Consider the following 22541-nt stretch of genomic DNA (forward strand, 5'->3'; position numbering starts at 1 on the left):
CCGTTTCGAGGATGAGCCATGAGCAAGCCCGATGACCCCATTCCCGCCACTGAAGGCAGGACGGTTCTCATGTCGCCTGAGGGCCGCAGGCCGGCCTTCGGATCGCAGTTGATCGCACGCTCGTGGGAGCGCTCCCAGCATTACGGAATTTCGCCTCGCGACCGGGTGCTCTTCGATGCTCCGGTCGTGGTCCGTCCAAAGGACATCCAGGAACACGGAGGGACGCTTCTCGGCGCCGCGAAGCCCGAGATGGAGCAGTTGCACGGAGCGCTTGCGCCGAAGGACTGGGTACTTGCCTGCATCGACATGGAGGGCGTGGTGCTCAACTCGATCGGCAAGTGCAACAGCGCCAGCCAGGAGCTCAACCAGGTTTTCCGGCCCGGCGCGCAGTTCCTCGAAACGCTGGTGGGCACCACCGGGCCGAGTTGCGCCCTGGAAGAGCGGGAAACCGTCGTCGTGGCTGGCGCCGACCATTACCTGGAGGAGGCCCATGCCTTCACTTGCATGGCCACCCCGATCTTCGGCCTCGATGGCGGAATAGTCGGCGTGCTGGATGCCAGCCGCAAAGGGCCGGCGACTTCCCTCTATTGCCTGGAGTCCCTGGTCATCGCGGCCCGCGCCATCGAACGGCGGATGTTCATGGAGTTGGGGAATGTCCTGCTGGTGCATTTGCACTACCGGCTGGACATTCTCGGCACCCCCATGGAGGGGCTGCTGGCGTTCGATCCGGTCGGAAAGCTGAAAGGGGCCAATCGCATCGCCACGCAGATATTCTCGTCGCCGGGGTTGAAGCGGGGCATGGATTTCAACGAGCTGTTCGACATGCCTTTCGCCCATGCCGTCTGCTATCGCCGCTACGACCTCAGCGTGCCATTCCGCATGCAGACCCAGTGGGGCTGCCAGCTGCACGCCTGCCTCACCACCTCACCGGAGAAGAAGGCCAGTCAGTTGCAGGAGCCGCCGCGCACCTTCACCACCGCCGAGCGCCGCCCCCTCGCCGTGCAGGGGCCGTGCCTCGAAGACCCGGCGGTCAGTTCTGCGCTGGAGCGTGCCCGCAAGGCCTTCGCACGGGATATCCCGGTGCTGATCAACGGCGAGACCGGCACCGGCAAGGAGGTGTTCGCACGCCTGCTGCACGAGGGCAGTGCCCGCGCCAGTGGTCCCTTCGTGGCGATCAACTGTTCGTCGATTCCGGCGAGCCTGATCGAATCGGAGCTGTTCGGTCATGTTGAGGGTGCCTTCACCGGCAGCCGCAAGGGCGGGGCGGCCGGCAAGATCGAGCAGGCGCACCAGGGCACCCTGTTCCTCGACGAGATCGGCGACATGCCGCTGGAACTGCAGGGGCGCCTGTTGCGCGTGCTGCAGGAGCGGAGCCTGAGCCGTCTCGGCAGCACTGCCGTTATCAAAGTGGATTGCGCGCTGATCTGTGCCACCCACCGAGATCTGGCACAGCTGTCGCAGGAGCAGGGTTTCCGTGAGGACCTCTACTACCGGATTAACGGTTTGCGGGTCACCTTGCCGGCCCTGCGCGAACGTACCGATCTGGCGCTACTGATCCAGCGCTTGCTGCAGAGCGAGACGGCATCCCATGCGCCGCTGGCGTTGGAGGAATCCGCATTGCAGGCCCTGCTGAGCTACAGCTGGCCGGGGAATATCCGGCAGCTCCATCAGACGCTCCGGCTCGCTGCCGCGCTGGCCGAAGACGAGGGTTGGATCGGGCTTCGACACTTGCCCGACGAAGTGCTGCCGGCCATCGCGAAGGCGTCGGCAAGCCGGGCAGAACCGGCGCCGGCCGCCGCACCTCAATCACTGGCGGGGGATACCTTGCTGGCATCCGAGCAGCGCGCGATCCGTGCCGCCATCGATGCCTGCCAGGGCAATCTCTCGGCTGCCGCCCGTAGCCTGGGGATTGGACGGGCAACCTTGTACCGCAAGCTGAAGGCGATGGGAGAGGAGTGAGGTTCAGGGCAAGACCGCACGCGGCAACGGGTGCAGCCTTGCCGTCTGGTCGGCGCGTCAGCGGGCAGTGGTCGGGTCGATGATTCCGCGAACTTCGGAGACACGATTGGCCGGGAAGCCACCTTGCTCGGCATGTTCGCGGACCAGTTCTTCGTTATCCGCGCGGTACACGCAATAGACCTTGTCGTCCGTCACGTAGCTGTGCAGCCACTGAATCTGTGGCCCCATGGCGCTGAGCACGGCGCATGACTTCTGCGAGATGGCCTGAAGCTCCTTGATCGTGAGCTTTCCCGCATCGGGGATGTCGCGTTCGATGACGTAGTTCGGCATGGTTTTTTCCTTCTTGTTGTGGGTTGTCTGGTGACGCTTGTGTCGTAGGGTGGATGGCGCTTTTTTCACCCACACAACGGTGTCGGACCGGGTGCCGAATGGTCGCTTGGCACCCTTGTTGGAGCGAATTCATTCGCGATTGAAATCGCTCCCACAGGAGCCCTCAGAGCTTGATCAGCACCGACTTCAGCTCGGTGTAGTGCTCGATGGCTGCCGCGCCCATTTCGCGGCCGACGCCGGAGAGCTTGTAGCCGCCGAAGGGCAGGGCCGGGTCGAGGGCGCTGTGGCAGTTGACCCAGACCGAGCCGGACTTGATGCGCGGAATCATCCGGTGCACCGCCGAGAGGTCGTTGGACCAGATGCTGGCGCCGAGGCCGTAGGGGTTGTCGTTGGCCATGCGCACCACTTCGTCGATGTCGTCGAAGGGCATGGCCACCAGCACCGGGCCGAAGATTTCTTCCTGCACCAGGCGGTGCTGCTGGTCGACGTCGACGATCACGGTCGGCTTGACGAAGTAGCCGGGGCCGAAGCCTTCGCCGCCGCAGGCGATGGTGGCGCCCAGTTCGCGGCCGAGGTTGATGTAGCCGGTGACGCGGTCCTGCTGCTTGGCGGAGACCAGCGGGCCCATCTGCACGCTGGGATCGAGGCCGTTGCCGAGCTTCATGCCGTTGGCGATGCCAGCGATGTCGGCGATCACGTTGTCGAAGTGCTTGCGGTGCACATACAGGCGCGAGCCGGCGCAGCAGACCTGGCCCTGGTTGAAGAAGATCGCGCTGGCGGCTCCGGCGGCGGCTTCGGCGAGGTTGGCGTCGGGCATGACGATGGTCGGCGACTTGCCGCCGAGTTCCAGGGTCACGCGGGTCATGTTGTCCATGGCCGCCTTGCCGATCTGCTTACCGACTTCGGTGGAGCCGGTGAAGGTCAGCTTGTCCACGCCCGGATGGCGGGTGAGGGCGACGCCGGCATTCAGGCCGGTGCCGGTGATGACGTTGAACACCCCGGCCGGGTAGCCGGCTTCCAGCACCAGTTCGGCCAGCTTGAGGGCGGTCAGCGGGGTTTCATCGGCGGGCTTGAGGATCACGGTGCAGCCGGTGGCGAGCGCCGGGCCGAGCTTCCAGCAGGCCAGCAGCAGGGGGAAGTTCCAGGCGACGATGGCGCCGACCACGCCCACCGCTTCGCGGCGGATGTAGCCGTGGAACTGGTCGCCCGGCATCAGCGGCAGGGACGGGTCGACCGTGGTGCCTTCGATCTTGGTGGCCCAGCCGGCCATGTAGCGGAGGAAGTCGATGGCCAGTTGCACGTCCATGACCTGGGCCACGGCGGCGCTCTTGCCGTTGTTCAGGCACTCCAGTTCGGCGAGTTCCTGGGCGTCGCGCTCCATCAGGTCGGCCAGGCGCCACAGCAGGTTCTGCCGCTCGCGCGGACGCATGCGGCTCCAGGCGGAATCATCGAAGGCCTGGCGCGCGGCCTGCACGGCGCGGTCCACATCCTCGGCGGTGGCGGAGGGCACTTCACCGAGGATTTCGCCGGTCGCAGGATTACGGAAACTCATGGTGTTGCCGCTGGCGGCGTCCTGCCATTGGGCACCGATCAGCATCCGATGGGGGCGGTCCAGGAAGGAGCGGGTTTGCGGAAGAATTGGGGGAGTCTGCATGGGCGGGGCCTCTTGTTGTTGGTGTCTGGCCCAGCGGGAGCAAGGCCTGTGCCAGCGCCCCTGCAGGCCAGGCAGGACGCCGGGCGCGGAGGTAGAGACGTCCTCTGCGCAACGCATCGATTCGGCAGGGTTGTGCCGGACTGGGGCAGGTGTCTCTGAATGAGACAGCCCGGCTGTCTCGCTTCAGCCGGGCCGGTTCGGAGCGAAGCCGTAGATGCCAGCGTGGGGCTACACCCGGAACTGTTTCAGGGTCTGGTTCAACTGGTTGGCCAGCGTTCCGAGCTGATGGCTCGCCGCATTGGACTGGCTGGCGGCGAGGGCACTTTCCTCCGCCAGGGAGGCCGCCTGCGTCACGTTCAGGTTGATGTCCTCGACCACCTGGGACTGCTCCAGGGTGGCGCTGGCAATCGAGGCGTTCAGGCCTGTCAGGTTACGCAGCGACTGGGCAATCTGCTCCAGGCTCCGGCCTGCCAGGCGAGCCTGTTCGACGGTCAGCGCCGACGCCTGGCTGCTTTCGTCGATGACCTGCACGGCGGCTTCGGAGTTGGCTTGCAGGCGCTCGATCATCGTCTGGATTTCGGCAGTTGATTTCTGCGTGCGTTGCGCCAGCAGCCGCACCTCGTCGGCGACCACGGCGAAGCCGCGCCCCTGTTCACCGGCGCGCGCGGCTTCGATGGCGGCGTTAAGGGCCAGCAGGTTGGTCTGTTCGGCGATGGCGCGGATGACTTCCAACACGGTGCCGATCTGCGCGCTTTCATGGGCCAGGGACTGGATGACGTCGACCGCCTTGCCGATGGTGCCCGAGAGCTGGTCGATTTGTTGCAGGCTGCTGCCGATATTGTCCTGGGCACGCAGCGCTTGTTCTTCGGCGTCGAGCATTTCGCTGGAGGCTTGTTCGGCGTTACGCGCCACCTCCTGCACGGCATAGGAAAGCTCCTGGACCGCGGTGGCGACCAATTCCATCTGTTGCGATTGTTGCTGGCTCTGGCGCTGGGTGTCGTCGGCGATGACCCCCAGGGATTGTGAGGCACGGTCGAGCGAGTCGGCGGTTTCCAGCGAATGGCCGATGACGCCGCGCAGCTTGCGGGTGAAGGCGTTGAAATGTGTGCCCAGGGCGGTCAACTCGTCACTCCAGTGTTCATCGAGACTACGGGTGAGGTCAGCCTCGCCGCTGGCGATGTTGGCCATGGCATTGACCGCCTGGTCCAGCGGTGAAGCGATGCTGCGGGCGATCAGCATGATCAGGACGGAGAGCAGCAGGCCCGTCAGCAACAGGATGCCGAGGGTGTTGAGGGCGTGCGCGCGGAACTCGACCTGCACGTCGTCGACGTAGATGCCCGAGCCGACTATCCAGCCCCAGGGCTGGAACAGTTCGACGTAGGAGACCTTCGGCACCGGCTCGTCGGAGCCGGGACGCGGCCAACTGTAATGGACCAGACCGGCGCCATCGCGCTTGGCGACAGCCACCATGTCGTCGAACAGCCGTTTGCCGTCCGGGTCCCGCGTGCCGGTCATGACCTTGCCTTCGACCTTGGCGCTGGGGTGCATGACCATGCGCGTGTCCAGGCCCTCTAGCCAGAAATAGTCTTCACCGTTGTAGCGCAGGCTGCGCATCAGTTCGATGGCCTGCCGCTGGGCTTCTTCGCGGCTGAGCTTGCCGGTGCTTTCCAGCCCCTGGTAGTAGCGCAGGATGCTGCCGGCGGTCTCGACGACATGGCGGGTCTTCAGGGCCTTGGCGGCGTGCAGGTCGGAGAGGTTCTGGCTGAGCATCAGCCCGGCCAAGGCGAGCAGTACCAGCAGGGAGGTCGAAAGGATCAGCCACAGGCGGTGACTAATAGCGATATGGCGCAGGTTGGGCATGGCAGTTGGCTTCTTGTTGTGGGTCTCCGGCGGCCGGAGCAAGGCCTGTGCCAGTCATGGACCTTGTCGAACTGGCGTGTGCGGGCCATCAGGCTGGGGTCGTTCCCAGGCAGGGCTGCCGGCTCCGATTGAGACACCGGGTTGTCTCATGCCACCGCAAGACAGCGTGTGGAGGAAGGGTGAAATCGAGCCCGAAAAAAACCGGGCGCTCCACGGGAGCGGAGACGCCCGGAAAACGTGGGTGACTCAGAGTTGATAGCTGGCCAGTTCGCGGGCAATCACGAGGCGCTGCACTTCGCTGGACCCTTCGTAGATCTGCGTGATTCGCGCATCCCGGTAGTACTTCTCCACCGGGTAGTCCTCCAGGTAGCCATAGCCGCCATGGACCTGGATGGCGCTGGAGCACACCTGCTCGGCGATTTCCGAGGCGAACAGCTTGGCCTGCGAGGCTTCCGACAGGCAGGGGAGGCCGGCGCTCTTCAGGCGAGCGGCATGCAGGATCATCAGGTGAGCGGCATTGATGCGGGTCTGCATGTCCGCCAGCAGGTTGCCGATGCTCTGGTGCTCAATGATCGGCTTGCCGAACTGCACCCGCTCGCGTGCATAGCCCAGCGCCGCTTCGAAGGCCGCCCGGGCAATGCCGAGGGCCTGGGCAGCGATGCCGATGCGGCCACCTTCGAGGTTCGACAGGGCGATAGCGAGGCCTTTGCCGCGTTGGCCCAACAGGTTGGCTTCCGGCACCACGCAGTTGCTCAGGGTCACGGCGCAGGTGTCCGAGGCCTTGATGCCCATCTTGTGTTCGCTGCGGTCGACGTCGAAACCGGGCGTGTCCGTGGGTACCAGGAAGGCGGAGAGGCCTTTCTTGCCCAGCTCCGGGTCGGTCACTGCGAAGACAATGGCGAGCTTGGCCCGTTTGCCGTTGCTGACGAACTGCTTGGCGCCGTTGAGCACCCAGTGGCCATCCACCAGCTCGGCACGGGTGCGCAGGTTGTGCGCCTCGGAGCCCGCCTGGGGTTCGGTCAGGCAGAAGCAGCCTATCGCCGCGCCACTGGCCAGGGCCGGCAGCCACTGGTCCTTCTGCGCCTCGCTACCGTAGTTGAGGATCGGGCCGCAGCCGACCGAGTTGTGGATGCTCATCAGCGCACCGAGGGCGGCGTCGCCGGCGGAGATTTCCTCTACCGCCAGGGCGTAGGCGACATAGTCGATGTAGGTGCCGCCCCACTGCTCTGGCACCACCATGCCGAGCAGGCCCAGTTCGCCCATCTGGCGTACCAGTTCGTCGTCGATCCAGCCGGCCTTTTCCCAGGCCTGGGCGCGGGGTGCCACTTCAGCGCGGGCAAAATCTCGCGCCATGTCGCGGATCATGCGCTGTTCTTCGGTGAGTTCGAGGTCATGCATCGTGCTTGTTCTCCCGCAGGATGGCACCGTCAGGCGGTGCGAAGAGGTTTGCTGGCTGCGCTCGGGAAGCCGCTGAAGAAGGACAGCACCCGTTCTTGCGTCAGCTCCGCCAGGGTCGGCGGGTTCCAGCGTGGCGTCTTGTCCTTGTCGATGATCAGGGCGCGGATACCCTCGATCAGGTCGCCCTTGTCGAACCACTGGTCGTCCAGGTGCAGCTCCAGGGCGAAGCAATCACCCAGCGACAGATGACGGCCCCGGCGCAGCAGTTCCAGGGTCACGGCCATCGCCAGGGGAGAGCGGCTGTCCAGCACGCGCACGGTTTCCTCGGCCCAGTCGGAGTATTCAGCGCAATCCTCGGCCAGCAGCGATTGGCGGATGGCAGTGATATCCGGCAGTGAGAAATGCCGGTCGATAGCCGGTCGCAGCGCTTTCAGCTCCGAGCCGGGAATGCGCTCGGCGGCCAGGCAACCGAGTAACTGCGCGAGGTTCTCCCTCGGCGCATAGCTCCATTTCAGGGTGTCCAGTGCCTGGTCCAGCTCCGCGATGCGTTCGCTGGGCAGGCAGTAGTCGGCGAAGCCGGCATACAACGCATCGGCCGCGCGCACCTGGCAGCCGGTGACGCCCAGGTAGATACCCAGCTCGCCCGGCAGGCGAGGCAGGAAGTAACTGCCGCCGACGTCCGGGAAGAAGCCGATGCCGACCTCCGGCATGCCCATGCGGGTGCGCTCGGTGATGACGCGCAATGAGGCGGCCTGCGCCAGTCCCATGCCGCCGCCGAGGACGAAACCGTCCAGCAGCGCCAGGACCGGCTTGGCGTAGTTGTGCAGGTACTCGTCGAGCGCATACTCCTCTTCGAGGAACACCTTGTGCTGGTTGTCACCGGCTGCATGGCTCTCGTACAGCATGCGGATGTCGCCACCCGCGCAGAAGGCCTTCTCACCGGCGCCGCGAATGACCACGGCGACGATGTCCGGGTCCAGCTCCCAGGCCCACAGGTGACGATGTAGCTGGCGCACCATGGGCAGGGTCAGGGCATTGAGCCCGGCCGGGCGGTTCAGCGTGAGGTGGCCGACGCGGTTGCGCACGCTGGCCAGGATGGGCGCCTCGTCACTCATGCTCAGGCTTCCCGACGGAACAGGTTGATGATCGCGGAGAAGTCGAGCCCGCCGTACCCTTGCAGGCTGAAGGTCTGATACAGCTGCTGGGCGGCGGCGCCGAGCACGACCGGTTGTTTCGCGTGGCGCGCGGCCTCGGTGGCCAGTCCCAGGTCCTTGAGCATCAGGTCGGTGCCGAAGCCGCCGCTGTAACCGCGCGAGGCGGGGGCATTTTCCAGTACGCCGGGGAACGGGTTGTTGATCTCCGAGCTCCAGCAGCGGCCGCTGGAGGTGTTGATGATGCCCGCCAGCACTTTTGCATCCATGCCGAGGGCGACGCCCAGAGCCATGGCTTCGGCGACGCCGACCATGGAGATGCCGAGCAGCATGTTGTTGGCGATCTTGGCGACTTGGCCGTTGCCGGTGTCCCCACAGTGGACGATGTTCTTGCCCATGGCGGCGAGCAGCGGGTGGGCCTGGTCGAAGGCGCTGGCCGTGCCGCCGACCATGAAGGTCAGGGTGCCGGCCGCTGCACCGCCGGTGCCGCCGGAGACCGGCGCATCGAGCATGGGATTGCCCTGGGCGGCGGCCGCCTTGGCGACGTCGCGGGCACTCAGTGGGTCGATGGTGGAGCTGTCGATCAGCAGTACACCCGGGCCGATGTTGGCCAGCAGCCCATCGACGCCCAAGTAGACGGCCTTCACGTGAGCGGCGGTGGGCAGCATGGTGATGATCGCGGCAACACCGTCACGGGCGAGCTCCGCCGGGCTGTTGGTCGTACGCGCACCGAGCTCCACGAGCGCGGCAGTCGCCAGCGGCGAGGGGTCGAACACGGTGAGCGTGTGGCCGGCCTTGAGCAGGTTGCGGGCCATGGGGCCGCCCATGTTGCCGAGACCAAGAAATCCGATATGCATGCTGGTGTCCTCTTGAAATTGGGCCGGGAGGGCGGTCAACGGTGGGTGAAGTTCGGTGCGCGCTTTTCCACGAAGGCATTCATGCCTTCCTTCTGGTCGGCGCTGGCGAACAGCGAATGGAACAGCCGCCTTTCGAAGCGCACGCCTTCATTGAGTCCCAGCTCGAAGGCGCGGTTGACGCACTCCTTGGTCATCATGGCGGCGGGCAGCGATTTACTGGCTATTCCACGGGCCGCGGCCAGGGTCTCGTCCAGCAGGGCTTCGGCTGGCAGGACGCGGGCTACCAGGCCGGCGCGTTCAGCTTCCTCAGCGGTCAGCTGGCGGCCGGTGAGGCACAGTTCCATCGCCTTGGACTTACCCAGGGCATGGGTCAGGCGCTGGGTGCCACCGATGCCCGGGATCACGCCCAGGGTCAGCTCCGGAAGGCCGAAGCGGGCGTTCTCGGCGGCGTAGATGAAGTCGCACATCAGCGCCAGCTCGCAGCCGCCGCCCAGGGCGTAGCCGGCGACCGCCGCGATCAGCGGCTTGCGCCGTGCGCCGATGCGGTCGGCGGCGGCGAAGAAGTCATCCAGGTAGATCTGCGGGAAGCCGAAGGCGGACATCTCCTTGATGTCGGCACCGGCGGCGAAGGCTTTGGCCGACCCGGTGATCACCAGGCAGCCGACCTCCGGATCGGCCTCCAGGCCGTCAAGGGCCTGGTTCAGCTCGGCGACCAGCTGCGAGTTGAGGGCGTTGAGCGCCTTGGGGCGGTTCAGCGTGATCAGGCCGACGCGGTCCTGCACGGAGACCAGGATGGTTTCGTATTCCATGGCATTACTCCAGGCGGGCCGGCGCGAGGCGCCGGCCCGGAGGGATCATTTCAGGGTGATGGTGGTGTTCACCGCGCCGCCGACATCGTCTTCATCGAACCAGCGTTGGGTGATGGTCTTGGTCTGGGTGTAGAACAGCACCACCTGCTTGCCGTAGGGGCCGAGGTCACCCAGCTTGGAGGCGCGGGAGCCGCTGAAGGAGAACAGCGGGACCGGCACCGGGATCGGTACGTTGATGCCGACCTGGCCGACGTCGATCTCTTCCTGGAAGTGCCGCGCGGCAGCACCGGAGCGGGTGAATAGAGCGGTGCCGTTGCCGTTGGGGTTGGCGTTGATGAAGGCGATGGCCTCATCCAGGCTGGCGGCGTTCACCACGCAGAGCACCGGCCCGAAGATTTCTTCGCGGTAGATGGTCATTTCCGTGGTCACGCCGGAGAAGATGGTCGGGCCGACGAAGTTGCCGTCCTCATAGCCAGGTACGCTCGGGTTGCGGCCATCGAGCACCAGCTTGGCGCCTTCCTCGATACCCGTGGCGATCAGGCCACTGATGCGGTCCAGTGCGGAGCAGGAGACCACTGGGCCGATGTCGGTGCCCGGCTCGACACCGGCACTCACCTTGAGGGTCTTGGCCTTTTCCACCAGGTCCGGCAGCCAGGCTTGCGCCTCGCCCACCAGGATCACCACCGGCAGGGCCATGCAGCGCTGGCCGGCGGCGCCGAAGGACGCGCCCAGCAGGTTATTCAGGGTCTGCTGCTTGTTGGCGTCGGGCAGGACGATGGCGTGGTTCTTCGCGCCCATCATGCATTGCGCACGCTTGCCGTTCAGCGAGGCGCGGTTGTAGACGTGGGTGCCGACCTTGGTGGAGCCGACGAAGGACACAGCCTTGATGTCCGGGTGGTCGCAGATCAGGTTCACCGCATCGACGCCGCCGTGGATCACGTTCAGCACGCCTTTCGGGATGCCGGCTTCCAGCGCCAGTTCGACCAGGCGCATGGTCACCAGCGGGTCCTGCTCGGAGGGCTTGAGGACGAAGGTGTTGCCGCAGGCGATGGCCATGGGGAACATCCACAGCGGAATCATCGCCGGGAAGTTGAACGGGGTGATGCCGGCGCACACGCCGATCGGCTGCAGCAGGGTGTAGGTGTCCACGCCGTTGGCGACGTTGTTGGCCAGTTCGCCCATCTGCAGGGTGCCGATGTTGGCGGCGTGTTCTACCACTTCAAGGCCACGAAAGACGTCGCCCTCAGCGTCCGGCAGGGTCTTGCCCTGTTCGGCGGTGAGCAGGGCGGCCAGCTCCTTGATGTTCTCGCGGATCAGCTGCTGGTACTTGAGGAAGATGCGGGCGCGTGCGCCGATCGGGGTCTTGCGCCAGGTCTTGAAGGCGTCCTGGGCGGCGGCAACAGCGGCGTTCATCTCGTCCTGGGTGGCGAAGGGTACGCGGGCCAGGACTTCCTGGGTCGCCGGGTTGACCACGTCGCGCCACTGCTGGGACTTGGATTCGACGAATTCACCGTTGATGAGCAGCTTGACGCTGGGAACGCTGGAAGAGGTCATGTATGGGTCCTGCCTGCTTTCGTTGGGTCGAGTGAGGCCCCTCGGGCAAGTCGTCCGAGCGGTCGGGGTATTAGTGGGAGGGCCGGCGAACCGGCCCGGAATCAGCCCTTGAGCTGCGGGAAGTCTTCTTCGAAGTACTCGCCGGCGCCCCGTGCATCGCCCTGGCGGCGTTGCACTTCCATTTGCCGCAGTTCCACGCGGCGGATCTTCCCGGAAATGGTCTTGGGCAGTTCGCTGACGAACTCGATGCGGCGCACACGCTTGTAGGGCGCCAGGTGCTCGCGGGCGAAGGCGAGGATGCTCAAGGCCAGTTCGGCGCTGCCGGGCTCGTCGTGGGCGAGGATCAGGAAGGCCTTGGGCACCGCCAGGCGCACCGGGTCGGGGCTGGGCACGATGGCCACTTCCATGACGGCGGGATGCTCGATCAGCGCGCTTTCCAGTTCGAAGGGGCTGATGCGGTAGTCGGAGGCCTTGAACACGTCATCGGCACGGCCGACGAAGGTGATGTAGCCGTCTTCGCAGATCTGCGCGGTGTCGCCGGTGCGGTAGTAACCGTCGCGCATCACTTCGGCGGTCTTCTCCGGGTTGTCTTCGTAGCAGAGCATCAGGCCCAGCGGACGGACTTCCAGCGGCAGGGCCACTTCGCCTTCGTTGGCGGGCTGGCCGTCAGGGTCGAGCATGGTCACCTGGTAGCCGGGTAGCGGTCGGCCCATGGAGCCTGGCTTGAGCTTCTGGCCAGGGGTATTGCCGACCAGGGCGGTGGTTTCCGACTGGCCGAAGCCATCGCGCAGGTCGAGGCCCCAGGCGTGCTGGACCTGCTCGATGATTTCCGGGTTGAGCGGCTCGCCAGCGCCCACCAGTTCACGCAGGCGCAGGCGGCTGCGGTAGCTGGCCAGGTCTTCCTGGATCAGCATGCGCCACACGGTGGGCGGTGCGCACAGGCTGGTGACGCCGTAGCGCTCCAGCACGCCGAGCAAGGCCGGGGCGCTGAAGCGCGCGACGTTGTGGATGAAGATGCACGCACCGGCGTTCCAGGGGGCGAAGAAGCAGCTCCAGGCATGCTTGGCCCAGCCCGGGGAAGAGATGTTCAGGTGCAGGTCGCCAGGTTGCAGGCCGATCCAGTACATGGTCGACAGGTGACCGACCGGGTAGCTCTGGTGGCTGTGCAGCACCATCTTCGGTTTTGAGGTGGTGCCGGACGTGAAGTACAGCAGCATCGGGTCGGTGGCGAGCGTCACGCCCTCGGCCTGGAACTCGGCCGGGTATTGCTCCGCCGCGCTGTGCGGCGTCCAGTCCGATGCATCACCGCCGACGCTTATGCGGGTGAGGCCTTCGGCCAGGCCATTGAATTTTTCCAGGTGCGCGCCGCCGGCTACTACATGGTTGATCCGGCCGCGCTCGATGCGATCGCGCAGGTCCTCGGAGGTGAGCAGGGCGGTGGCGGGGATCACTACGGCGCCAAGCTTGAAGGCGGCCAGCATGGTCTCCCACAGGGCGATGTCGTTGCCGAGCATCATCAGGATGCGTTGGCCGCGCTTCACGCCCAGGGCTCGCAGGTGGTTGGCGACACGGTTGGAGCGCTCGGACAGCTCCTGGAAGCTATAGCGGCGCTCGCTTCCATTCTCTTCGACTATCCAGAGTGCCGGCGCCTGGTTGTCCTTGGCCATGCCATCGAAATAGTCCAGGGCCCAGTTGAACTCCTTGAGCTGTGGCCAGCGGAAGCCGCGCACGGCGGTGTTGTAGTCGGTGCGGTGGGCCAGCAGGAAGTCACGGGCGGCAAGGAAGGGAAGGCTGTTGTTGTTCATGGTGCGTGCCCTTGATTGTTTTTGTCGGGTCTTTCGGCCGGTGGCCGGGTTGGTGGGTTGAGTATAGGTGGGCGCAAATCAAATAAGAACGAGCAGAAAAACCGGTGCGATGTGCAAAAAAATCATAATTTCATTGAGTGTCTCAAGGGCGGCTGTTCGGCCTTTCGCGAATGAACTCTCTCGCACTGGGTGGATACCGCTTATTGCATCCACCTTGGGGCGCCGGGTTGGAACTTGGGCGATATGCGCAGCACGGCTTTTGTGTAGGAGCGAGCTCTGCTCGCGAACGGTCCTGCTCCGAAGGTTCGCGAGCAGAGCTCGCTCCTACAAATGCTGCGGTACCGACCTTTCGAGGGAGGGTTGGCGTTCGTCGCGTTGGGCTTCGCAGCGCTCAGCGCCAGCCTACGGAAGCCCCTCTCCTTGAAGGGAGAGGGGTGGCGCGTGCGGGCCATCGGCCGCTGCGACCTTGGGTGAGGCCATTACCAGAGTGGCAGTGTGTAGCTGAGGATCAGGCGGTTCTCGTCGAGGTCATTGCCGAAGTTGGTCGAACGTACCGTGGCGTTGCGCCACTTCAGCCCGAGGTTCTTCAGTGGGCCGCTCTGCACCACGTAGGCGATATCGGTGTCGCGCTCCCATTCCTTGCCGTCTTCGCGGCCAGCGCCCAGCTCGATGCCGTCGCCGGAGAGGTAGCGGGTCATGAAGGTCAGCCCCGGAATCCCGACAGCCGCGAAGTTGTAGTCGTAGCGGGCCTGCCAGGAGCGTTCCTCGCGGTTGGCGAAGTCGCTGATCTGTACGAAGTTCACCAGGTAGGCGTCGCTGCCATTGACGTAGGCGAAGCCGGTGTCGCCGCTCATACGCTGGTAGCCCAGGCCTACGGCGTGGCCGCCGAAGCCGTAGGTGAACATTGCGCCGAAGGCCTTGTTGTCGACATTGCTGCCGCCCTCGTCGGTGGAGCGGGCAAAGCGCAGGTCGCTCTTCAGGCTCTGGCCGTCACCCAGGGGCAGCAGGTGGTTCAGGCTCAGGTAGTGCTGGCGGTAGAAGTCGTCCAGGCGGCCGAAGCCATAACCAGTGGTGAGGGCGTCGTTCCACTTGTAGCTGAGGTTGGCGAAGTCGAAGGCATCGCTGGTGGTCTGGCGCGCGCGGATGTTCTTCACGCCCACCGTGGTGATGCTCATGTCCTCGTAGTCCGAGGAGTCGCGCTGGTTCACCTGGCGCAGGCGTCCGGCATCGAAGGTCAGGCCGTCGATCTCCAGGGAGTTGAGTTGACCGCCTTCGAACGTCTGCGGCAGCAAGCGCGAATCGTTGGCCAGCAGCACCGGCAGCTTGGGCATCAGGGTGCCGAGCTTGAGGGTGCTCTTCGAGGCGCGCAGCTTGGCGGTCAGGCCCAGCTCACCGTATTCATCCTGGGCGCGCTTGGGCGCTTCGCGGTCACGCTTGAGCAGTCCGGAACCGGCACGGTCGGGGCTGGAGTCGAGTTTCACGCCGAGCAGGCCGATGGCGTCGACGCCGACACCGATCTGTCCCTCGGTGAAGCCGGACTCATAGCGCAGGAGGAAGCCCTGGGCCCATTCCTCGGCCTTGGCCTGGGTCGCGTTGTCTTGGCGGAAGTCGCGGTTGAAGTAGAAGTTGCGCAGCTCCAGGCTGGCTTTCGAATCCTTGATGAAGTCCGCCAGGGCGGGTGTGGAGCAACACAGCGCGCCGCCGACGAGCAGTAGGTGGGAGGTGAGGGTTTTGCGATCCATGGAGGCCTCTTGTTGTTTTAGTGGACGAGCGAATCCGTACCGGCACAAGGGCCGGTAGCGGGGTAAGTCGGAATTGAAAAAGGGCACGCCCAAAAGGAGCGATGGGCGTGCCCGTTAACCTGGCTGCGGGATATGCGTCAGTGGCTGCTGGCGGCGGCAGCCCCCAGGCCGGTCTGGGCGCGGACGAACTGGTCGTCATAGGCGGCGCGTTCGCGGCTGGCGCGGGCGCTGCGATCGAGAGTGGAGACGACGACGATCACCAGGAACGCCAGCGGCATGGAGAACAGCGCCGGCTGGTCGTAGGGGAACAGGGCCTTCTCATGGCCCAGCACGCCGACCCAGACGGCCGGTGCACAGATCACCAGGGCCAGGGCGCTCACCAGCCCGGTCAGCCCGCCCCAGAGGGCACCACGGGTGGTCAGGCCTTTCCAGTACATGGCCATGATCAGCACCGGGAAGTTGGCCGAAGCGGCGACGCCGAAGGTCAGGCCCACGAGGAAGGCGATGTTCATCTGCTCGAAGAGAATGCCCAGGCCGATTGCGACCAGGCCGATAGCCACGGTGGCGATGCGCGACACCCGCATTTCATCCTTCTCGCTGGCGTGCCCCTTTTTCAGCACAGAGGCATAGAGGTCGTGGGAGATGGCCGAGGCGCCCGCCAGGGCAAGGCCTGCAACCACGGCGAGGATGGTGGCGAAGGCTACGGCGGAGAGGAAACCGAGGAACAGGTTGCCGCCCACTGCCTGGGCCAGGTGCATGGCGACCATGTTGCCGCCGCCCACCAGGGCGCCACCCAGCTTGCCGTCGACGAAGTACTGCGGGTCGGTGCCGACGATCACGATCGCGGTGTAGCCGAGCACGCAGACCACCAGGAAGAAGAAACCGATGAAGCCGGTGGCGAACAGCACCGAGCGGCGGGCTTCCCTGGCATTGGGCACGGTGAAGAAGCGCATCAGGATGTGTGGCAGGCCGGCGATGCCGAACACCAGGCCGAGGGACAGCGAGACGGCACTGATCGGGTCGGCCAGCAAGGTACCGGGCCCCATGATCTTGACGCCGCTGGCGTGTACGGCGACCGCTCGCTCGGCCAGGTTCTCGAAGCTGAAGCCGAACTCGCTCATGGCCATCAGCACCAGTGCGGTGCCACCGGCCAGCAGCAGGACGGCCTTGGTGATCTGCACCCAGGTGGTGGCGATCATGCCGCCGAAGATCACGTAGACCAGCATCAGGACACCGACCACTACCACGGCCAGTTGATAGTCCAGGCCGAACAGCAGCTTGATCAGTTGGCCGGCGCCGACCATCTGCACGACCAGGTAGCAGCAGACCACGGTCAGCGAGCCGAGGGCGGCGAAGCTGCGAATGCGGGTCTGGTCCAGGCGGTAGGAGACGATGTCGGCGAAGGTGTAGCGGCCCAGGTTGCGCAGGCGCTCGGCCATCAGGAAGGTGACGATGGGCCAGCCGACGAAGAAGCCGATGATGTAGACGAAGCCGTCGTAGCCCTTGGCGAACACCAGGCTCGAAAGGCCCAGCAGGGTGGCCGCCGACATGTAGTCGCCGGCAATCGCCAGGCCGTTCTGGAAGCCCGAGATGCCACCGCCAGCGGTGTAGAAGTCGGCGGTGGAGCGGGTGCGCCGGGCGGCCCACCAGGTGATGGCCAGGGTGGCCAGGACAAAGACGAAGAACATGCCGATGGCATGCAGGTTGAGGGGTTGCTTCTGCGCCGTGATGGTGTCGGCGAAGCCGCTCAGCGGCGCGAGGGCAAGGAGGGCGAGGAGGGCTTTCATGCCTGACCCTCCGCGAGGATTTCCGCGCTCAGTGCATCGAAGCGGGTATTGGCGTGACGCACGTACCAGGCGGTCAGCAGCCAGGAAAGAATGATGATGGCGGCACCCAGCGGGATGCCGCGGCTGAGATGGCTGCCCTCGTAGAGGGGAAGGTGCAGCCAGCCGGGGACGAAGGCCACGAGCATGATGAACAGGTAGTAGACCGCCAGCACCAGGGCGCTGAGCGACCAGGCGAGAACGGCGCGCTCCTGGGCCAGGCGCTGGAACTTCGGGTTGGCCATGATGCGAGCGCTGGCCGAGGTGTTGGGGGAGTGGTGAGGTGTCATATCGGGCTCCGCTTTAGTTGTTTTTGTCGTGCCTGTCGCCGCCGCCTTTTTCAGGCGTGCAGCATTCCCGGCGGCGCCTCGGGTAGGCGTCGCCAAGTTCTTCGTCAGTGAGGTGTTCGTCAGTGACCGCGGCTCCCTCCGGGAGCCAGCAAATGGTGGGTAGAGCAAGGCGCGGGAAGGCCGGAAACCAGGCATGCATTCATGCTGTCAGCCCTCCATTCCAGTGACCCTGCAAGGCGAGAAAAGCACTTGGCTACGGGACGATGGATGTGAGTATATGTAAGCATCCATCCATTAAAGAACAGGCAAAATATCCTGATGGACATGCAAAAAAATCCTAGTCCGGAACAGGTCAAATGGGACGACCTACGATTCTTCCTGGAAGTCGCCCGAACCCGCACCGCAACAGGAGCTGCCCGCCGCCTTGGAGTCGACTACACCACCGTGTCGCGGCGCGTACGAGCCCTGGAGCAGGCGCTGGGTGCGTTGCTGTTCGAAAAGTCGCGCGCGGCTGGGTTTGTCCTGACGGTGGAAGGCCAGCGCCTGCTGAGCCATGCCGAGACCCTGGAAAGCACCTTGCAAGCCGCCTGTGAGCAGGTGTCGGGCACGCGCCTGGGGCTTTCCGGCCATGTGCGCATCGGCTGTACGGAGGGCTTCGGCTCCTATTTCGTGACGGCGCAGATGAGTCGTTTCCTCGAGCAGTACCCGCATATCTCGGTGGACATCCTTCCCGTCCCTCACTTCGTCAGCCTGTCGCGCCGCGAAGCGGACATCGCCATCACCCTGGAGCGGCCCGAGCGCGGCCCCTATGTCTGCTCCAAGCTCGCCGACTATCGCTTGCGCCTCTACGGCACGCCTGAGTACCTGGCCAGCCAGCCGCCGATCGAGACCCGCGAGGACCTGGCAAACCATCCCTTCATCACCTACGTCGAGGACCTGGCGTTCAGCCCAAAGCTGCTGTATCTGAATGACCTGCTGCCCGGAGCCATGAGCCAGCTGCGCAGCACGAGTGTCATCGCCCAGTACCAGGCGGCGTTGCAGGGGAGGGCGCTGGCGATCCTGCCGTGCTTCCTGGTGGCGGGGGACCCGAGGCTACAGGCCGTGCTGCCCGATGAAGTAGAAGTGACGCGCCAGTTCTGGATCTACTACAGCGAGGACCTGCGCCGCCTCAAACGCATCACGCTGGTTGCCGAGTACCTGCACCGTTGCGCCGATCGCAATCGTGGTTGGCTGATGGGGGAAGAGGACAGGATGCAGGTTCCGCTATTCGAGGTGTGATCTCGGCGGTGCATGCGTTCAAGCATTTGCCGCCGAGATTTGGCCGAATCGCTCCCGATACGCGGAGGGCGCCAGTCCCACGGTCTGGCGGGGTATCGCAAGTGTTCGTTCAAGCAGCACGTCAGACTAATCGTTTCCGGAAAAAGAAGCGCTTGTGCTCTGGGGGGAATTCATCGAGGTGGCCGAACTCGGTGAATCCGTGTTTTTGGTAGAACTCGGGTGCCTGGAAATCAAAGGTGTCCAGCCAGATACCGACGCAGCCTTTTTCACGTGCAACGTCTTCAGCCATGTTCATCAGGCGTGAGCCTGTGCCTTGACCTCTTGCTTGCTCAGGTATGGCTAGCAGCTCGATGAACAGCCAACGAAAAAAGATCTCGCCATAAAGGCCTCCAATGATTTCGTTGGTGTGCTCATCGCGGACTAGCAGGGCGATTGCTTCTCGCTTTGGGTCACCCGCTTGAGAAAGGTTATGGGCCCGCAAGGGCTTGAGGATAGCTGCGCGCTCATCTTCTCCCGGGTTTACCGTCAGTTCGATACGAGTACTCATTCGCTAGTCCTTTAGATGTTCACTGATATGGAGAGGCGCCACTTGCTCAGTTGGCTTGGTTGATCCGTTCGCGTCCGCTTTCTTGTCGTTGGCTACGACAGCCCGCTGATCAGTGTGCCGGAGTTTCCCTAGGCGATCGATTTGCGATGAGGAGATTAATTCTTCTCCAAGCAGGGGCGCAGGGCTTTTGGGCGATGGCTTCAAGACTTTGGGGTTGAGCGGCGGCAGGTCAATGCGGTGAGCAAGACTCCTCGTTGGGTTTCGCGTCGCTCTAGCGCAACGTCGCCCGCACCAAGCTGCAAAACTCGCAAGGTTCTTCGCTCAGGCACGGGCACAAGCCGTCCAGCACAAAACTCAGTAGGAGTCGTCCATGCCGTCGTCGATCTCGATGCCTTGTTCGCGCGTCTGTTTGATCCGGCCTGCGCGTGTTGCTGAGGCGGGGTCGTCGCAGGACAGCGTCGTGGGTTCCCCTGGCCTTCGTTCGCTATCGCAACCCGCTATGGCCGGCATGCGCCTCTGGTATTGGCGTGGGTTGGCGGGCCTCCCTAGAGTCGCGGAGGGACCGCGTGTCCGTTCATACCAACAAAACCAGAACGAGCCTTTACATGCCCAGCTTCCGCCTCAGCGCCATCGCCCTGGCGCTTTTCCTGTCCGGCGGCGTCCATGCCGACCTGCCCGCTGCCGGCAAGCCTGCCACCGAGTTCACCCGCACCCTTAACCAGGACTGGCTCGAGCGCCTGCCCTTCGCCGACAAGGCCGATTTCGAGAGCGCCCGCCGGGGCCTGCTCGAGCCCTTCAAGGGTGTTGTCGAAAATGCCGACGGGCTGCCGGTGTGGAACCGCAAGGCCTACGACTTCCTGGATGGCAGCGATGCCGCGGCCAGTGTCAATCCCAGCCTCTGGCGCATGGCGCAGTTGAACAACATCGCCGGTCTGTTCCAGGTACGCGAACGCATTTACCAGGTGCGCGGGCTGGACCTGTCGAACATGACGATCATTGAAGGCGACAGCGGGTTGATCCTCATCGACCCTCTGATCAGTACCGAAACCGCCCGTGCCGGCCTGGATATGTACTACCGGCATCGCCCGCGCAAACCGGTGCTGGCCGTGATCTACAGCCATTCCCACGTCGACCATTTTGGCGGTGTTCGCGGGGTGATCGAGGAAGCTGACGTGAAGTCTGGCAAGGTGCGAGTGATCGCGCCGGAGGGGTTTTACGAACACGCTGTCAGCGAGAACGTGCTGGCCGGCCCGGCGATGATGCGCCGCGCCCAGTATATGTATGGTTCGCTGCTGCCTCGGGGCGAGCGGGGCCAGGTGGATGCCGGCCTGGGCAAGAGCACGCCGAACAATGCCACGGTGACGCTGATCCCCCCCACCGAGCTGATCGCCAAGCCCCTGGAGACGCACGTCATCGACGGGGTGGAGATCGAGTTCCAACTCACCCCCGGCACCGAGGCGCCGGCGGAGATGAACCTCTATTTCCCGCAGTTCCGCACCCTTTGCATGGCTGAGAACGCCACCCATACCCAGCACAACGTGCTGACCCTGCGGGGCGCACTGGTGCGTGACGCCAAGGTCTGGGCGCACTACCTGGACGATGCGCTGGTGCGCTACGGCGACAAGGCCGATGTGCTCTTCGCCCAGCACCATTGGCCCACCTGGGGAGGCGCCGAGATCCGTGACTATCTGGCGGACCAGCGTGACATGTACGCCTTCCTCGACAGCCAGACGCTGCGCCTGATCAACCAGGGTCTCACGCCCACCGAGATCGCCGCGCAACTGTCGTCGTTGCCACCGCGTCTGGCCGGCAAGTGGTACAGCCGCGACTACTACGGTTCCCTCAGCCACAACGTGCGTGCCGTCTACCAGCGCTACATGGGCTTCTACGACGGCAACCCGGCCAACCTCGACCCCTTGCCGCCGGAAGTCGCCGGCACGCGCTACGTCGAAGCCATGGGTGGCGCCGACTCGGTGCTGGCCAGCGCCCGCAAGGCATTCGCGGCCGGGGAGTATCGCTGGGCTGCGCAGTTACTTAACCATCTGGTCTTCGCCGAGCCCGGCAACCAGGCGGCGCGAGACCTGCAGGCCGACACCCTGGAGCAGTTGGGCTACCAGAGCGAGAACGCCACCTGGCGCAACGTCTACCTGAGCGGCGCCCAGGAACTGCGCCAGGGCGTGGCGCAGCCCCGTGGCCGCAACGGTGCGCCAGACATGATTCGCGCCCTGACGCCGGGCATGTTCTTCGACTACCTGGCGGTGCGCATCGACGCCATGAAGGCCGCCGGGGAGGACCTGCGCATCAACTGGCGCTTCAGCGACCTGGGCGAGGATTACGCCTTGACCCTGCGCAATGGCGTGCTGACCTACCGCAAGGGCATGCGTCATGCCGAGGCGGAGGTGGACTTGACCATGACCAAGGCGCTGCTGGATCGCATCTCGCTGAAGGAAACCGGCTTCCTCAAGGAGGCCACCGTGGGTGGCATCGAGTTCGAGAGCGGCCGCGTCAAGCTGCTCAAGCTTCTCGGCGGGCTGGACGAGGCCAATCCGCAATTCAACCTGGTGGAACCCTGATTCCACGCCTAGGCTCCGGTCGCGCCCCGAGGCGGCGCGCCGGGGCGTTCCTGCGGCAGTAAGTCAGGCCGGCGGTCACCTACGCGGCCCGCCGACTTCCTGGCTTAGGCGGCTTTCTATCGGGGGGCGGGGCTGTTGTGTTCCCGTGTTGGGTAGCCGGCGTGCGGATAGTCATTGTCGTCGCTTCCTTGTGAAGGGCCGTGGGCTGCGCCGAGCGCCAGGCGCCCAGGAGGGCGACCAGCGTCATTGTCACCAGGGCCAGGCTGGTACCCATCACCAGGACCGGCCGCGCGCGACCGCATTCGTCCTGCAGCATTGCTTGGCTGATCCGGTAGCGCCCCCCCTGGCAGGCCCACAGCAGGCCCGCGGTTACCAGGGCGACGATCATCACTAGGGGCGACTGGCCACGTAGCGCCAGGCAAGCGATCACCAGCAGGGACACCTGGGTGCGACGCCAGGCCAGCTCAGTGCGTTCGGCCTGCAGGCCCCGGTCGGTGTTGCTGGTGGTCATCTCAGCGGGGCCAGAACAGGCTGGCCAGGATCACCGCCGCCAGGCAGCAGCCCAGGGTCAACAGCGGCACCAGCACCGGCAGCGGCAGGGCGCAGCCGTGGCGCAGCGCCCGTTCCACGGCCAGCCAGCGCAGGCAGGCGCCGATGCTGACCAGCAGGCTCAGGGCCAGCAAGCAGAGGGTGATGGTCAATCGCAGCCAGGGCTCGAAAGCCTGGCCCGCGAAGGTTTCCACGGCGATGCCGCCGCCCATCAGGGCGAGCGCCGTGCGAACCCAGGCCAGAAAGGTGCGCTCGTTGGCCAGGGTGAAGCGTGGGTCAGGTTCGTCGCCGCCAAGCAGGGTGTCGCTGAGCGACTTTCGGGGGGATGGGGTGGGCATGGTGTACCGGCCAGGAAGGGCCGC

Annotated in this window: 18 protein-coding genes and 1 pseudogene; 3 read left to right on the top strand and 16 right to left on the bottom strand. The window is 65.0% G+C overall.

Translation table 11 applies throughout. The features are described from left to right. Positions 1-18 precede the first annotated feature (18 nt). Positions 19-1959, top strand: coding sequence for a sigma-54-dependent Fis family transcriptional regulator (locus D6Z43_RS03895; protein ID WP_256660942.1), 1941 nt, complete (start codon positions 19-21; stop codon positions 1957-1959). Positions 1960-2016: 57 nt separating this feature from the next. On the opposite strand, the gene D6Z43_RS03900 is transcribed toward D6Z43_RS03895, so the two are convergent. From D6Z43_RS03900 to D6Z43_RS03955, 13 genes and pseudogenes are all read right to left on the bottom strand, one after another. Beyond that, the gene (locus D6Z43_RS03900; protein ID WP_120650606.1) at positions 2017-2289 is read right to left on the bottom strand and encodes a DUF4242 domain-containing protein; all 273 of its coding nucleotides are present in this window, start codon (positions 2287-2289) and stop codon (positions 2017-2019) included. 163 nt (positions 2290-2452) lie between these two features. Then, on the bottom strand, positions 2453-3943 hold the full coding sequence (locus tag D6Z43_RS03905) for an aldehyde dehydrogenase (RefSeq protein WP_120650608.1): 1491 nt from the start codon (positions 3941-3943) through the stop codon (positions 2453-2455). A 228-nt stretch (positions 3944-4171) separates the two neighbouring features. Continuing rightward, on the bottom strand, positions 4172-4906 hold the full coding sequence (locus D6Z43_RS28650; protein WP_371924401.1) for a methyl-accepting chemotaxis protein: 735 nt from the start codon (positions 4904-4906) through the stop codon (positions 4172-4174). 123 nt (positions 4907-5029) lie between these two features. Then, a pseudogene (locus D6Z43_RS28655) lies at positions 5030-5803 on the bottom strand (cache domain-containing protein); the annotation flags it as partial. 246 nt (positions 5804-6049) lie between these two features. After that, a complete protein-coding gene (locus tag D6Z43_RS03915) occupies positions 6050-7201 on the bottom strand; it encodes an acyl-CoA dehydrogenase family protein (protein ID WP_120650613.1) in 1152 nt (383 codons plus the stop codon). A gap of 29 nt (positions 7202-7230) precedes the next feature. Continuing rightward, positions 7231-8316, bottom strand: coding sequence for an enoyl-CoA hydratase/isomerase family protein (locus D6Z43_RS03920; RefSeq protein ID WP_120650615.1), 1086 nt, complete (start codon positions 8314-8316; stop codon positions 7231-7233). 2 nt (positions 8317-8318) lie between these two features. Further along, a complete protein-coding gene (gene mmsB / locus D6Z43_RS03925; RefSeq protein ID WP_120650617.1) occupies positions 8319-9209 on the bottom strand; it encodes a 3-hydroxyisobutyrate dehydrogenase in 891 nt (296 codons plus the stop codon). 35 nt (positions 9210-9244) lie between these two features. Next, on the bottom strand, positions 9245-10018 hold the full coding sequence (locus D6Z43_RS03930; RefSeq protein ID WP_120650619.1) for an enoyl-CoA hydratase: 774 nt from the start codon (positions 10016-10018) through the stop codon (positions 9245-9247). Positions 10019-10063: 45 nt separating this feature from the next. Then, the gene (locus tag D6Z43_RS03935; protein ID WP_120650621.1) at positions 10064-11572 is read right to left on the bottom strand and encodes a CoA-acylating methylmalonate-semialdehyde dehydrogenase; all 1509 of its coding nucleotides are present in this window, start codon (positions 11570-11572) and stop codon (positions 10064-10066) included. 101 nt (positions 11573-11673) lie between these two features. Continuing rightward, the gene (locus D6Z43_RS03940) at positions 11674-13377 is read right to left on the bottom strand and encodes an AMP-binding protein (protein ID WP_120650623.1); all 1704 of its coding nucleotides are present in this window, start codon (positions 13375-13377) and stop codon (positions 11674-11676) included. A 479-nt stretch (positions 13378-13856) separates the two neighbouring features. After that, positions 13857-15119: an OprD family porin gene (locus D6Z43_RS03945; protein ID WP_120650625.1), complete on the bottom strand. Its 1263-nt coding sequence runs from the start codon at positions 15117-15119 to the stop codon at positions 13857-13859. Between the two features lie 137 nt (positions 15120-15256). Next, the gene (locus D6Z43_RS03950; RefSeq protein WP_120650627.1) at positions 15257-16906 is read right to left on the bottom strand and encodes a cation acetate symporter; all 1650 of its coding nucleotides are present in this window, start codon (positions 16904-16906) and stop codon (positions 15257-15259) included. Then, positions 16903-17232: a DUF485 domain-containing protein gene (locus D6Z43_RS03955; protein WP_120649768.1), complete on the bottom strand. Its 330-nt coding sequence runs from the start codon at positions 17230-17232 to the stop codon at positions 16903-16905. The genes D6Z43_RS03950 and D6Z43_RS03955 overlap by 4 nt, the downstream gene beginning before the upstream one ends. 324 nt (positions 17233-17556) lie before the next feature. Between D6Z43_RS03955 and D6Z43_RS03965 the strand changes: the two genes are divergently transcribed. Further along, a complete protein-coding gene (locus D6Z43_RS03965; protein WP_120655178.1) occupies positions 17557-18510 on the top strand; it encodes a LysR family transcriptional regulator in 954 nt (317 codons plus the stop codon). 121 nt (positions 18511-18631) lie between these two features. Here the strand turns inward: D6Z43_RS03965 and D6Z43_RS03970 are convergent, their stop codons facing one another. Then, positions 18632-19057: an N-acetyltransferase gene (locus tag D6Z43_RS03970; protein WP_120650631.1), complete on the bottom strand. Its 426-nt coding sequence runs from the start codon at positions 19055-19057 to the stop codon at positions 18632-18634. A 605-nt stretch (positions 19058-19662) separates the two neighbouring features. On the opposite strand from D6Z43_RS03970, the gene D6Z43_RS03975 reads away from it, so the two are divergent. Continuing rightward, positions 19663-21630: an alkyl/aryl-sulfatase gene (locus D6Z43_RS03975; RefSeq protein ID WP_120650633.1), complete on the top strand. Its 1968-nt coding sequence runs from the start codon at positions 19663-19665 to the stop codon at positions 21628-21630. Positions 21631-21709: 79 nt separating this feature from the next. Here D6Z43_RS03975 and D6Z43_RS03980 read toward each other — a convergent pair whose 3' ends face one another. Further along, positions 21710-22141, bottom strand: a complete 432-nt coding sequence (locus tag D6Z43_RS03980) for a DUF202 domain-containing protein (protein WP_120650635.1) — start codon at positions 22139-22141, stop codon at positions 21710-21712. A 1-nt stretch (position 22142) separates the two neighbouring features. Beyond that, positions 22143-22517: a YidH family protein gene (locus D6Z43_RS03985; RefSeq protein WP_120655179.1), complete on the bottom strand. Its 375-nt coding sequence runs from the start codon at positions 22515-22517 to the stop codon at positions 22143-22145. Between the last annotated feature and the right edge of the window lie 24 nt (positions 22518-22541).

This window comes from Pseudomonas sp. DY-1 (assembly GCF_003626975.1).
Taxonomy (GTDB): Bacteria; Pseudomonadota; Gammaproteobacteria; order Pseudomonadales; family Pseudomonadaceae; genus Metapseudomonas.